The 13,156-nt window shown below is 32.4% G+C and carries 12 protein-coding genes and 1 other RNA gene; 6 read left to right on the top strand and 7 right to left on the bottom strand.

The features are described from left to right. Positions 1-35: 35 nt before the first annotated feature. The 3 genes from K5V07_RS11055 to K5V07_RS11045 all read left to right on the top strand — a co-directional run bounded on the left by K5V07_RS11055 (position 36) and on the right by K5V07_RS11045 (position 3,131). The gene (locus K5V07_RS11055; RefSeq protein ID WP_221917524.1) at positions 36-761 is read left to right on the top strand and encodes a DUF4290 domain-containing protein; all 726 of its coding nucleotides are present in this window, start codon (positions 36-38) and stop codon (positions 759-761) included. A gap of 94 nt (positions 762-855) precedes the next feature. After that, complete coding sequence (gene murA, locus K5V07_RS11050) at positions 856-2,166, top strand: UDP-N-acetylglucosamine 1-carboxyvinyltransferase (protein WP_144888936.1); 1,311 nt, start codon at positions 856-858, stop codon at positions 2,164-2,166. Between the two features lie 95 nt (positions 2,167-2,261). Then, positions 2,262-3,131 (top strand): cation diffusion facilitator family transporter, encoded by an 870-nt coding sequence (locus K5V07_RS11045; RefSeq protein ID WP_221917523.1) that lies wholly within the window; start codon positions 2,262-2,264, stop codon positions 3,129-3,131. 92 nt (positions 3,132-3,223) lie between these two features. Here the strand turns inward: K5V07_RS11045 and K5V07_RS11040 are convergent, their stop codons facing one another. The 3 genes from K5V07_RS11040 to K5V07_RS11030 form a co-directional block, all read right to left on the bottom strand. After that, positions 3,224-5,710 carry a DUF5686 and carboxypeptidase regulatory-like domain-containing protein gene (locus K5V07_RS11040; RefSeq protein ID WP_221917522.1) on the bottom strand — a complete coding sequence of 829 codons (2,487 nt, stop codon included), beginning with the start codon at positions 5,708-5,710 and terminating at the stop codon, positions 3,224-3,226. 85 nt (positions 5,711-5,795) lie between these two features. Then, complete coding sequence (locus tag K5V07_RS11035) at positions 5,796-6,215, bottom strand: type II 3-dehydroquinate dehydratase (RefSeq protein WP_221917521.1); 420 nt, start codon at positions 6,213-6,215, stop codon at positions 5,796-5,798. Positions 6,216-6,289: 74 nt separating this feature from the next. Then, positions 6,290-6,853, bottom strand: coding sequence for a porin family protein (locus K5V07_RS11030; RefSeq protein ID WP_221917520.1), 564 nt, complete (start codon positions 6,851-6,853; stop codon positions 6,290-6,292). 497 nt (positions 6,854-7,350) lie between these two features. Here K5V07_RS11030 and K5V07_RS11025 point away from each other — a divergent pair, with 497 nt between their 5' ends. Further along, positions 7,351-7,860, top strand: coding sequence for a hypothetical protein (locus K5V07_RS11025; RefSeq protein ID WP_182648187.1), 510 nt, complete (start codon positions 7,351-7,353; stop codon positions 7,858-7,860). A gap of 81 nt (positions 7,861-7,941) precedes the next feature. After that, positions 7,942-8,838: a site-specific tyrosine recombinase XerD gene (gene xerD / locus K5V07_RS11020; protein WP_221917519.1), complete on the top strand. Its 897-nt coding sequence runs from the start codon at positions 7,942-7,944 to the stop codon at positions 8,836-8,838. A 78-nt stretch (positions 8,839-8,916) separates the two neighbouring features. On the opposite strand, the gene rny is transcribed toward xerD, so the two are convergent. The 4 genes from rny to K5V07_RS11000 all read right to left on the bottom strand — a co-directional run bounded on the left by rny (position 8,917) and on the right by K5V07_RS11000 (position 11,279). Then, positions 8,917-10,482, bottom strand: a complete 1,566-nt coding sequence (gene rny / locus K5V07_RS11015) for a ribonuclease Y (protein ID WP_144888928.1) — start codon at positions 10,480-10,482, stop codon at positions 8,917-8,919. Positions 10,483-10,531: 49 nt separating this feature from the next. Continuing rightward, positions 10,532-10,638, bottom strand: a non-coding RNA gene (ssrS, locus tag K5V07_RS11010) — 6S RNA. A 51-nt stretch (positions 10,639-10,689) separates the two neighbouring features. Then, positions 10,690-10,983, bottom strand: coding sequence for a cell division protein ZapA (locus K5V07_RS11005; protein ID WP_086455282.1), 294 nt, complete (start codon positions 10,981-10,983; stop codon positions 10,690-10,692). Positions 10,984-10,988: 5 nt separating this feature from the next. Beyond that, on the bottom strand, positions 10,989-11,279 hold the full coding sequence (locus tag K5V07_RS11000; RefSeq protein WP_182648191.1) for a hypothetical protein: 291 nt from the start codon (positions 11,277-11,279) through the stop codon (positions 10,989-10,991). A gap of 174 nt (positions 11,280-11,453) precedes the next feature. Here K5V07_RS11000 and K5V07_RS10995 point away from each other — a divergent pair, with 174 nt between their 5' ends. Next, complete coding sequence (locus tag K5V07_RS10995) at positions 11,454-13,151, top strand: M23 family metallopeptidase (RefSeq protein WP_221917518.1); 1,698 nt, start codon at positions 11,454-11,456, stop codon at positions 13,149-13,151. The last annotated feature ends 5 nt before the right edge of the window (positions 13,152-13,156 follow it).

The raw sequence follows: 13,156 nt of genomic DNA, 5'->3' as shown, positions 1-13,156 counted from the left end.
TAATGCAACCGAATTAAAATAGATACATTCAAAACATGAATTCAAAATATATTAAAGAAAATTCAAATGATGTAGTGCATCATCTTGAGTACAATGCCGAAAGGTCGCATCTTATAATTCCAGAATACGGAAGACATTTGCAAAAGCTCATAGACTTGGCTACAAACATTCAAGACGATGTGGAGCGTAATAAGGCTTCAAAGTATATCATTCAGGTGATGGGGAGCTTGAATCCGCATTTAAGGGATGTCCCAGATTTTCAACATAAATTATGGGATCAGTTGTTTATCATGTCTGATTTTAAACTAGTTGCTGATTCTCCTTATCCTATACCATCGCGAGAAGTATTGCAGTTAAAGCCGGATGTTTTAAAATACCCACAAAATTTTCCTAAATATAGGTTTTACGGTAATAACATTAAATATATGATTGATGTTGCCAATAAATGGGAAGATGGCGATATGAAAAAAGCATTGGTAAAAGTAATTGCCAACCACATGAAAAAATCATATTTAAGTTGGAATAAAGATACGGTAAAAGATGATGTAATCTTTGAGCACTTGTATGAACTCTCTGATGGAAAATTGAATTTAATTCAAAGTTCAGAAGAATTGCTTAATACTACTGATTTGTTGAGAACTAATAAACGAGTTTCTAATAAAATAGCTCCTATTGGTCAACCTAAAATTTTAAGCAACAAAAATTTGAAAACAGGTAAGCCAAACCTACCTCATAAAAACCAAAATAGAAAACCGTTGTAATTTAATTATACAGTTATTATCTTTTTACGTTTTCGTCACTTTTTTTAAAATCATTACTTACAATTAAATAATTTATAACTCATAACCTTAAAAGATGGGAATTTTCAAAATAGAGGGAGGCATTAGTCTTCAAGGAGAAATCACTCCACAGGGTGCAAAAAATGAAGCATTACAAATATTGTGTGCTGTTTTATTAACACCTGAAAAAGTTATTATTAATAATATTCCAGATATTATTGACATTAATAAATTGATCACTTTATTAGGTAATTTGGGTGTTAAAATTCAAAAAACAGGTTCTGGTTCTTACACATTTCAAGCAGATGAGGTAAATATTCAATACCTGGAGACCGAAGCTTTTAAAAAAGAAGGTGGATCACTTAGAGGATCTATCATGATTGTAGGACCGCTTTTGGCACGTTTTGGTAAAGGATATATTCCAAAACCGGGTGGAGATAAAATTGGAAGACGAAGATTAGATACGCACTTTGAAGGTTTCATAAATCTTGGAGCTAAGTTTAGATACAACAGAGAGGATCACTTTTATGGTGTAGAAGCTGCTGACGGATTAGTTGGAGCTGATATGTTATTAGATGAAGCATCAGTTACGGGAACTGCAAATATTGTAATGGCAGCCGTTTTAGCAAAAGGAAGAACAACGGTATACAATGCTGCTTGTGAGCCTTATTTACAGCAATTGTGTAAAATGCTGAACTCAATGGGCGCAAATATTACCGGAGTAGGATCAAATTTATTGACTATTGAAGGGGTAGAAAGCTTAGGTGGTTGTGAGCACAGAATTCTTCCAGATATGATTGAAATAGGAAGTTGGATTGGTCTTGCTGCCATGACAAAATCTGAAATTACTATAAAAAATGTTAGTTGGGATAACCTTGGAGTAATCCCAAATACATTTAGAAAATTAGGAATTACCCTAGAGCGTCGTGGAGATGATATTTATATTCCTGCTCATGTAAATGGGTATGAAGTAAAAACTGATATTGATGGTTCTATTCTTACCATTGCTGATGCACCGTGGCCTGGATTTACACCAGATTTATTGAGTATTGTACTTGTAGTGGCTACACAAGCAAGAGGTGATGTTTTGATTCACCAAAAAATGTTTGAAAGTCGTTTGTTTTTTGTTGATAAACTAATTGACATGGGTGCTAAAATCATGTTATGTGATCCACACCGTGCTGTAGTTATGGGACATGATTTTAAATCACAATTGAAGGCTACAACTATGTCATCACCAGATATTCGTGCTGGTATATCATTATTAATTGCCGCACTTTCTGCAAAAGGAACAAGTACCATACAAAACATTGAACAAATAGATAGAGGGTATGAGCGTATTGACGAACGTTTGAGAGCTATTGGAGCTCAAATCGTTAGAGCGTAAACGTACTCAATTCTTAATATATCGTTTAAGTAAACCATCTAGCAATACAAAAAAGCAAGTGGTTTATTTAAACGATTCTTTTTTAAACGAAACAAATGTCAAGAGAACAAACAGCAATTAGGGCTACTTATTTTAGTATTGTGGGCAATACAATACTGGCCATTATAAAAGGATTTGCAGGTTTTTTTGGCAATTCATACGCTTTGATTGCTGATGCTATCGAGTCTACAACAGATATTTTTGCGTCATTTTTAGTGTTGTTCGGAATTAAATATTCCAATAAACCTGCTGATGAGAATCATCCTTACGGACACGGTAGGGCTGAGCCATTGATTACGTTCTTGGTAGTGGGGTTTTTGATAACCTCGGCAACAATTATAGCTTATGAAAGCATAATCAATATTGGTACACCGCATCAATTGCCTAAGCCTTGGACACTAATTGTTCTTGGCGCCATAATTATCTGGAAAGAGTATTCCTTTCGAGTAGTTATGAAACGCAGTATAGAGACTAATAGTTCTTCATTAAAAGCCGATGCTTGGCACCATAGGAGTGATGCCATCACTTCGGTAGCTGCTTTTTTAGGGATTTCTATTGCTTTAATTTTAGGGAATGGTTACGAAGCAGCTGATGATTGGGCAGCACTTTTTGCATCTGGATTTATATTGTATAATAGTTATTTAATTTTCCGACCTGCTCTTGGCGAAATCATGGATGAACATTTATACGATGACTTGATTGAACATATTAGAGAGGTATCTGTTCAAGTTGACGGAATTTTAGATACCGAAAAATGTTTTATCCGAAAGGCAGGTATGCAATTTCATGTTGATTTGCATGCTACAGTCAACTCAAATATAACCGTAAAGGAAGGTCATGACCTTGCTCATAAACTCAAAGATACCTTAAGAGAACAAATCCCAGAATTAGGACATGTTTTGATACATGTAGAACCTCATGAGTAAATTTACACCAATAAAAAAGGCACCTAGATTATTTTCAGGTGCCTTTTTTATGTATTGTGAATTTTTATTTCGAGAGAAAACTATTTACTGTTTTAATCAATTATGTTTAAAAATTTAAGTCCAAATACCACTCCGTCACCTTTAAAACCATTTTGATAGGAGCGAACATAATCTATCCTAAACATTTTAAATTTCCCAATTCCTATATTATCTAGACCAATACTCATTTCAGAATATGGTTTCTTATCTGGTATAGAAAGTGAATGAGCTCCTATATTTAAAGTAGCTTTTAATTTATTCAATAGTGGAATTTTATTCATAATATACCCTTTGTCATTATATTCAGCGTGGGCTTCTGCAAAGCGATTGTTAGTACTGCTAGAGTAGTAGGGTAGCAAGTTAAAAACATTCAAATAACGTTCATCTTGACCTATACTTGTTTGGTTTCCATTAAAATGCTTGTAATCCATAAAAGCAATATTTTGAGCATTTATAAACGCACCTGCTTTCATATTTATGCCTAAAGCTCCTTTGTTTCCTAATTTTAAATCATAAGTAGCGCGAAGGTTGACATAGTCATATTCATATTTTTTATCGCTTGCGCCAATGGCTTTCTCATAGGCTACATAAAGCGTTGGATATTTTTCGTTTCTAATGTTGAATTTGCCATCTGGTCTAGAGGAATATTTATTGCCAAAATTGATTTTGAAAAACAGATTTAATTTAGTTAAATGATGTTGTTCAAAAGCAGATGAACTATAATTAGTAGGATCCAAGGGGTTATTTGATGTATGAAAATCAGATTTATTAAACAGTGAAAAATCAGTGGTGTTTAGTAAAGGTTTGCGTTGTTGGTATTCTATCTTACTGTTCAGGTTGATGCCATTTGCGATATTTTGTGTAAACCCAATAGCCATAGATTCTAGGTTGTACAATTTCATGAAATTGTTTTTAAAGAAAAGAGTGCTTACACTGTTTATAGCTTTACTAATAGGTTCATTTGGGTTGAATTGCTTTACTGAGCTTCCACCTGTTGCATAAACGGTAGCATAATTTTGATTGTTAAATCTATGAAGGAATTGCCCCGTTACACGCAAACGATCTTCTGAGAAACCATAATTAAACGTTGTGCTAAGTGTAGTATAAATTCCTTTTTTTTCTTGATTTTTCCAGTTTGTATATCTAAAACCCGAATCAAGATTGTACCCCTGAACAGTATTAAAACTAAGAGAACCTATATTGACCAACCCAGCATAACTAAAACTATATTTTTGGGAACTATTTTTAAATGTATATCCAGTTAGCAGTTTGAGTGGATTAAATTTGTTATTTTTTTTGTCAATGGAGTCTAAGTATTTTTTTGAATTTCGAACGGTGTAAATACTATCCTTTCTGTAATAATCTAAATTTTCTTCGCTAGTCAATGGAATTGGTCTGTTGCTATTCCAAAATGTACTGTCTTTTTGATTTGCGTTCAGCTCAATTTTTGTAATTTCATTGGTAAACGTTTTGGGAGCAAAAGAAGTTACAAATTCATAATTACTATAGACATAGTTGTATTTTCCGTTGAATTTAATTCCAAAGGCTCCTGCTGTAATCTCGAGACTCTGGGTGTTTTTCGTCCAAATTTTCGAATTATTATTGTAACTAAAATTTTGTTTTAAAGTCATTACATCAAGAAAATCTTCTTTTATTCTATATCCTTTAATGTCAAGTTCTACGGCATAAATAGCCCAAGAATCCTCAACAATGTAGATATATCCTTCAAAAACAGGTTCGCTATCTCGTTTTGCACTAACCTTAATTTTATTGATCATCTTATTTTTGTCATCAAAAAAAGTGCTTTCTAGTTTGTAATTGTAGTAATTCAATGCGTTGCTGGCAATTGGCGAAATCATTGCTATGCCAAAGTCAATTGTATTATCATAAAAATCATAAAATGAAGATCGAGCGGTGTTGTAACTATAGCCATTATTATTGCCACTTACTTTTGATGCCACTACTATTTCACTGAGTTTATTGGGTTTTTCATAAATAATTTTAGAAAATGTTTCAGATAAAGAAATAATCCCTGTTCCTGTTGAGTCTAATGCACCATTTAAGTCGCCTATTTTTTGTCCAAGTATTTTTTTTGGAGCATTTTTCAGCTTAAATATACCACGGGAATAAAAATCTGCACGGTATTTATTGGTGTTTTTAGTATTAGAATCCCTGTTTGCAATGGCATTTTTTATAATGGCAATGGCGGGATTACTTTTAGTATTAATGATTACTTCATTAAGAGAAAAACTTTCCTCAACGAGTTTTACATTTAAAGTATAAGGCAACTTTGCGGTTTCAATAATAATTTTTTGAGTTTTGAATCCTAAAAATTGAAAAACTAAGGTTTGTTTTCCCTTTGGAAGCACATTAAATTCGTAATTCCCTAATTCGTTTGAGGTAGTTCCATTATAAGTATCTTCTTGAAAGATGTTTACAAATGCTAATGGATTGCCTTTTTCGTCAGTGATGTTTCCTTTTATTTGTGCATTGCAAAAAAATGTAGAAACTAATAAGAGTAACAGGTAGTGTTTTTTCATGAAAGTTTTTTCTTCCACAAAAATAGCAGTACTTTTTACATAGGTTATTAATTATTTGTTAAACAATAACTTAAGGTATTGTTAATTATTTTTGTTCAAAAGAAAGTACAGCTAAATCATAACTTTGCAAACCAAAACCTAGTATGACACCTTTGGCATTTCCAGAAATATAGGATTGATGTCTAAAGCTTTCTCTAGAAAATGTATTTGATATATGAACTTCAATTACAGGCGTTGTTATTGCTTTTACAGCATCTCCTATACCTATGGAGGTATGTGTGTATGCTCCAGCATTTAGAATTATACCATCAAATGAAAAGCCAAATTCCTGAATTTTATCAATCAATTCGCCCTCAATATTACTTTGATAATAAGAAAAGTTAATTGCTGGGAAACGCTCTTTTAATGTGTTAAAATAGTCTTCAAATGTTTGGTTTCCGTAAACTTCAGGTTCGCGTTTTCCTAATAAATTTAAATTTGGACCATTGATAATGCCTATTTTCATAATTCTGATTTTGGTAAAAATAAAAAAACCGTTCTAATTTATAGAACGGTTTTGCAATTTAATTTTAGGTTTGGTTAAAATTTAAAACCAGCTGATAGCTGGACTACTGAATTTTTAACTTCAGCATCTTTAGTTGCTTCGGTTAATCCTAGTACATAGCGACCTTGAATGAATAAATTTTTAGTAACATTTAGGGTCAAACCAGCCGCTGCACCAAATTCAAATGTTTCAGCTTCTTTAAAAGCAACATTTTTTCTTTCACTCAACAAAAAAGAGGCCTGAGGGCCAAGGTCTAAACTAATGCTGTTGTTAAGGCTGAATTTTGCCATTACAGGAATAGAAATATATCCTAATTCATTTTTAAATTCTTCTCCTGCATTTTCATAGGAAGCACCCTGAGTTGAGTATAATAGTTCGGGTTGAATAGCAAATCCATCGGTCAGTTTTATTTCAGCAATTAAACCAGCATGATAACTAGTAATAGCCTCTTTTTTATAATCAACAAGGCTAGTGCCAATATCGCTACCTGACTGATTTGCGTAATTAAAACCTGCTTTCAATCCAAACTTGATGGCTTGTGCTTGCATGTTAGCAGAAACTGCAAACAATACGATTGTTGCTAAAAGTATTCTTTTCATAATTTACATTTTTATAATTATTGTTGTTAGTGATAAAGCACATTACTTAAAAACTATTTTGTTTTAAAATTATTGCTGCTAATCTCAATTTTTAACGTTTCAATAACTGTTCCAAGTAGTGTTTAATTATCCTTTTTTTTTCGTGAGAATTTTGTTTTTTTAACTTTCAAGTAAGCGTTTCATTTTTGAATTGTAATAATACGCTATATTTTTGATTTAAAACAGGTTCTTTTTGCGGTTTAAAACGATGTTAATACTATAGTATTGTTAAAATTTTTCTTACTTAATATTTTGTTTTTTTTAATTTTTTTTACCTCACTAATTTCCGTGATACGGATGTTTATTAAGTTGCTAATTGATAGATATTTATGATTAATGTGTATCTGAATTAGTACAGCAGTTTATCTTCATGTAATATAAAAATCTTATTAAAAATTTTTTTTTAAAATAACGGTTTATATATATTTGATTCATAATTAAACAAAAAAAACAACAAAATGAAAAGAATTATTTTAACAGTTGCGGCTGTATTTGCTTTCGGATTTGCTAATGCACAAGAAGGAAACTTTAAATTAGGTGCTCATGTAGGATTAACAACTGGAGACGCAAAGGATTTCAGTTCTGTAAATTTCGGAGGAGATGTTGCTTACACTTGGAAAGTTGCTGATAAGTTCAGTGCTGGTATTGCTTCAGGTTATACTAATTTCTTAGGTAAAACTTTTGAAATTAACACTGGTGCTGGAGTTGCAGAAATTAAAGCTGAAGATTCTGGATTTATACCAGTTGCTGCAACAGCACAATATTCTCTAACGGATAACTTATTTTTAGGTGCAGATTTAGGATATGGAATTTATTTAGGTGAAGGAGAAGGTAATGGTGGAGTATATTACCAACCAAAATTTGGTTATCAAACTGAAAAAGTAGAAGTATATCTTGGTTACAAAGGAATATCTGTAGAAGGTGGAACTTACTCTTCTGTAAATTTAGGTGTGAATTTCAAATTGTAAATTATATATCTAAGATAGTTAATTAACCTCCTCTTTAAAAGGAGGTTTTTTTATGCTTAAAAAATACGTTCCTTTGTAAGTATGAATTGGGACAGTATTATAAAAAGTTATCAATCGTACTTAAAGATTGAGCGTGGATTGTCAAAGAATACGGTAGAGAATTACTCGTTTGATTTAGAGCGTTTATTGCTTTTTTTATCCCAAAATGAAATTGTTGTTTCTCCTCTAAAAATAACTGACGAAATCATCCAGCAATTTATTTACAGTGTTGCCAAAGAGGTAAATCCGAGATCGCAGGCTCGAATTATTTCGGGTTTAAAAAGCTTTTTTAAATATTTAGTTTTTGAAGATTATCGCGACGATGATCCAATGGAGCTAATTGAAACGCCCAAAACTGGTCGAAAACTTCCTGACACGCTTACGGTTGAAGAAATTGATGGATTAATACAGGCGATTGATTTGTCTTCAAATGAAGGAGAGCGTAATCGTGCCATGCTAGAAACATTGTATGGTTGTGGTTTAAGAGTCTCGGAGTTGGTAACATTAAAGATATCAGATCTGTTTTTTGAAGAAGGCTTTATCAAAATCACGGGTAAAGGAAATAAACAGCGCTTAGTTCCGATAAGTGATGTGACTCAAAAATACATTCTCCTCTATAAAAATACTGTGAGGACCCATCTCTCTATTCAAAAAGGGTTTGATGATACTCTTTTTTTAAATAGAAGAGGAAAACAACTCACACGGGCTATGATTTTCACTATTATAAAAAATTTAGCCGTTACAATTGATCTTAACAAAACCATAAGTCCTCATACACTTAGACATTCATTTGCTACTCATTTACTGGAAAATGGTGCTGATTTACGTGCCATACAACTCATGCTGGGACACGAGTCTATTACAACTACTGAAATTTATGTGCATCTAGACCGTACATTTTTAACACAAGTAATGAATAGTTTTCACCCTAGGAAGTAGAGAATAAACTTCAAAAAAAAATCCAAATTCCAATAAATTAGCATTGGGATTTGGATTTTTTTTATGGAATTAAATATTTTACTTGGCGATATTTACAGCTCTTGTTTCACGAATTACAGTAACTTTTACTTGTCCAGGATAGGTCATTTCAGTTTGAATTTTCTGTGAAATATCAAAAGATAAACTTGCAGCATTTTCATCAGAAACTTTTTCGCTCTCAACAATTACACGAAGCTCTCTACCGGCTTGAATAGCATAAGCATTTTTTACACCATTAAATCCGTAAGCAACTTCTTCAAGGTCTTTTAATCTTTGTATGTATGAGTCTAGTACTTGTCTACGTGCTCCTGGTCTTGCTCCTGAAATAGCGTCACAAACCTGGATTATAGGTGAAAGTAAAGATTTCATTTCGATCTCGTCATGGTGCGCACCAATCGCATTACAAACTTCTTCTTTCTCACCATACTTCTCCGCCCATTGCATTCCTAATAAGGCGTGTGGTAAATCACTTTCAGTATCAGGAACTTTACCAATATCGTGAAGTAATCCAGCTCTTTTAGCTAGTTTTACATTCAATCCTAGTTCCGCTGCCATGATACCACATAGCTTAGAAACTTCTCTCGAGTGTTGTAGTAAATTTTGTCCATAAGAAGAACGGTATTTCATTCTACCCACAACTTTTATCAATTCAGGATGTAAACCATGAATACCAAGATCAATTACAGTACGTTTTCCAACCTCAATAATTTCATCATCGATTTGCTTAGCTGTTTTTGCAACAACTTCTTCAATTCTTGCAGGGTGAATTCTGCCGTCGGTAACCAGTTTATGCAAGGCTAGACGAGCAATTTCTCTACGTACAGGATCAAAACAAGATAGAATAATTGCTTCTGGAGTATCGTCTACAATTATTTCAACACCTGTCGCAGCCTCAAGAGCACGAATGTTTCTACCTTCACGTCCAATGATTCTCCCTTTTACATCATCAGATTCAATATTAAATACCGATACGCAGTTTTCAACAGCCTCTTCAGTACCTACTCTTTGAATCGTGTTAATGATGATTTTCTTAGCTTCTTGTTGTGCAGTAAGTTTAGCTTCTTCAATAGTGTCTTGTATGTGAGACATCGCTTTACTTTTGGCTTCAGCCTTTAGCCCTTCTACAAGTTGGTTTTTTGCTTCTTCTGCAGATAGACCTGAAATTACCTCAAGTTGTTGTAATTGACTTTTGTGTAAACGATCAATCTCTGTTTGTTTTTTCTCTAAATTTTCAATTTTTGAACTGTATTCTTGAGTTTTAGCTTCAAAATCATCATTTACCTTTTTAGCTTTTGATAGTTCATTTGATACTTGAGATTCTTTGTCGCGTATTCTTTTTTCTATTTCAGCTACTTTTTTATCTCGTGCCAGGATTACTTGCTCATGTTCAGATTTTAACTCAATAAATTTTTCTTTTGCTTGAAGGATTTTATCTTTTTTAATATTTTCGGCTTCAAGGTTTGCATCTTTAAGTATGGATGCGGCTTCCTTTTTTGAATTTTTTATGAGGTTTGAAATATTGCTTTTCTCAATTAGTTTGGCTATCCCAAAACCAGCTGCGATACCTATAATTCCTGTAATAACGATCGTTAATATGTTGTCCATGTTTGTTAAAATTTATATATAAAAAAAGCCTACATTAGATTGCTTGTATAAACTCGAAAAGACAAGTTTTGAGCTAACTCGTTGTTCAAGCTTCCAAACTGAATTGGCTTGCTATAGTAACGATGATTTGCTCATTCTAAATTGTTAGTGTTGAGTTTACCAAATATGAACTAATGTAGGCAGTATCTTAGTTTTTGTAAAGAACGTTTATTTGTCGAGATATTGGTCTAAAAGTGCGTTAATTTTTTTAATTCGCTCCATGGTTTCCTCGCCATTTATTTGATTGTCAATTTGTTTTTGTTCTGTTTGCGAAGCAAATTGTAACGCACACATGGCTAAAACATCTTGTTTATCACGCACAGCATAGTTTTCTTCAAATTGCTTAATCATTATATCAATTTTTTTTGAAGCGCTTCTAAGACCTTCTTCTTGTGAAAGATCTACCGTTAAAGGATAGATTCTATCGGCGATTGATATTTTAATTTTTAGCTTTTCGTCCATATTTCTTAATCTGATAGCTGAGCTATACAGTAGTCAATTTCCCGAATTAATGAATTTATTTTTAGCTTTGTATCTCTTTTATTTTCGTCACTGCCTAGTAATGAGTTTGCCATCTTGAGTGTTTCATACTGCATTTTTAGTGCCTCAATCTCTCTTGATTGAGTTTGTATTGTGGTTGCAGACCTTATTAATTTGTTTTTTAAATCTTGATTTTCTTGTTCTAAAATTTTCATTTTGCTGAAAATTTTTAGAACCTTATTTTCAAGAGTATCAATAATTTCTGCAATTGTACTCATTATTTATCCTTTTCATTACATATCTTACAAAGTTACTATTCCTTTTTAATTTTGCAATAATTTATTATTTTTTTTGCATTAAATAAATTAAAGTACTCAATTTCAACGGATTACATTTTTGTTTTTCTCATTTGGATTCCGTTGTTTTTTTTTATCTTAGCCAAAATGTAAATTATGAGATTTTTTGCCCTTTTTGTGTTTTTTTGCAGCTCTATTCAGGCTCAAAATGACTATCCAAAAGATTATTTTCGTTCACCTCTTGACATTCCTATGCAATTGTCTGGGAATTTTGGTGAGTTGAGGCCCAATCATTTTCATGCGGGTTTTGATTTGAAAACACAACAAAAGGAGGGTTTGAAGGTTTATGCCGTAGCTGATGGATATGTGTCTAGAATTAAAATTTCTACTTTTGGTAATGGAAAAACAATATACATTAATCATCCTAATGGGTATACTTCTGTTTATGGGCATTTAAAAACAGCTGAAGGCGCCATTGAATCGTATATTAAAAACACCCACTATAAAGAACAGTCTTTTGAGATTGAAATGTTTTTAAAACCAGAAGAATTGCCAATAAAAAAAGGAGACATTATTGCTTTGTCTGGTAATACAGGAGCTTCTGAAGGTCCGCATTTGCATTTTGAATTTAGAGATACAAAAACAGAATTTGTTATAAATCCACTACTTTTTGGTTTTGATACTTTTTTAAAAGACACTAAAAAGCCACTTGTTACGGGTGTTTATGTCTATCCACTAGATAGTAAAACCACTGTAAATAATGCGAAGCGTCCTGTGTTATTAAATGTTTCTTTACAAAAAGATGGTACCTACTTGTCTGATAAAGTTGTTTCTAATGGCGTTATAGGTTTCGGTATAACGGCTCATGACGTTGATGATGTATCATTTAATAATAATGGTGTTTATAAGGTCCAGACTTTTTTGAACGGCAAACCAAATTTTGGTTATGCATTTAACACCTATTCTTTTAATGACATGAGGTATATCAATGCTTTAATTGATTATTCTCGTTATAAAAAAATGCAACAACGGGTACAAAAACTTTTTATGAAAGCTCCTTATGATTTGCGTTTTATTGAAGTAGATGAAAATAAAGGAGTTTTACAGGTTTCTCCTAACTTAGCCTCATTATATCGAATTGAAGTTTCAGATTATTTTGGTAATAAGAGAACTATTTCTATACCCATACATTATGATTTGTTACCTACAATTATTGGCACTGATCAGCCGCAGTCTAAATATTTTGTAAAAGCGTTAAATGACAGTAATTTTGAACTTGGAAATATGTCAGTTTTTTTTCCTGCAGGCACTTTTTATGAAGATTTCAATATGAATTTTAATGTGGTTAATGATACTTTATTTTTGCATGATGATACTGTTCCAGCTCATTCAAATTTTACAATTACCATTAAAGATGCAAAAAGTACTGAGGAGCAACGTCAAAAAATGTTTATAGGTAAAGTGCAGGGCGGTAAAGTAAGTTACAATTCTACTTACAGAAAGGATAGTGTTTTTTCTACCAAAGTGAAGGTTTTAGGAAATTACAAGTTGTTATCAGACACGGTGGCGCCTACAGTAACGATAGCTAATCCTATTGAAGGCAAATGGATTAATGAGCAAAAGTCTTTACAGCTTACTATAAGTGATGCTTTATCTGGAATTAAAACCTACAACGGATACTTGAATGGGAAATGGGTGCTTTTTGAATATGATAATAAAACCCGCAAAATCACTCATTTTTTAAGAGATGAATATTTACAAGATGGTTCTAATGTTTTAAAAGTTGATGTAACTGATAATATGGGAAATTCAACTACTTTTGAAACGCGTTTTTATAGAGGTCAGAAAAAATAAATCCA

Origin of the sequence: Flavobacterium sp. CHNK8, assembly GCF_019774515.1 — a bacterium.
GTDB lineage: Bacteria > Bacteroidota > Bacteroidia > Flavobacteriales > Flavobacteriaceae > Flavobacterium > Flavobacterium tiangeerense.
This window is presented reverse-complemented; position numbering and strand designations above follow the sequence as displayed.

Coding starts and splice junctions, on each gene's coding strand:
- K5V07_RS11055 (WP_221917524.1), top strand. CDS start 36: ATGAATTCAAAATATATTAAAGAAAATTCAAATGATGTAGTGCATCAT.
- murA (WP_144888936.1), top strand. CDS start 856: ATGGGAATTTTCAAAATAGAGGGAGGCATTAGTCTTCAAGGAGAAATC.
- K5V07_RS11045 (WP_221917523.1), top strand. CDS start 2,262: ATGTCAAGAGAACAAACAGCAATTAGGGCTACTTATTTTAGTATTGTG.
- K5V07_RS11040 (WP_221917522.1), bottom strand. CDS start 5,710: ATGAAAAAACACTACCTGTTACTCTTATTAGTTTCTACATTTTTTTGC.
- K5V07_RS11035 (WP_221917521.1), bottom strand. CDS start 6,215: ATGAAAATAGGCATTATCAATGGTCCAAATTTAAATTTATTAGGAAAA.
- K5V07_RS11030 (WP_221917520.1), bottom strand. CDS start 6,853: ATGAAAAGAATACTTTTAGCAACAATCGTATTGTTTGCAGTTTCTGCT.
- K5V07_RS11025 (WP_182648187.1), top strand. CDS start 7,351: ATGAAAAGAATTATTTTAACAGTTGCGGCTGTATTTGCTTTCGGATTT.
- xerD (WP_221917519.1), top strand. CDS start 7,942: ATGAATTGGGACAGTATTATAAAAAGTTATCAATCGTACTTAAAGATT.
- rny (WP_144888928.1), bottom strand. CDS start 10,482: ATGGACAACATATTAACGATCGTTATTACAGGAATTATAGGTATCGCA.
- K5V07_RS11005 (WP_086455282.1), bottom strand. CDS start 10,983: ATGGACGAAAAGCTAAAAATTAAAATATCAATCGCCGATAGAATCTAT.
- K5V07_RS11000 (WP_182648191.1), bottom strand. CDS start 11,279: ATGAGTACAATTGCAGAAATTATTGATACTCTTGAAAATAAGGTTCTA.
- K5V07_RS10995 (WP_221917518.1), top strand. CDS start 11,454: ATGAGATTTTTTGCCCTTTTTGTGTTTTTTTGCAGCTCTATTCAGGCT.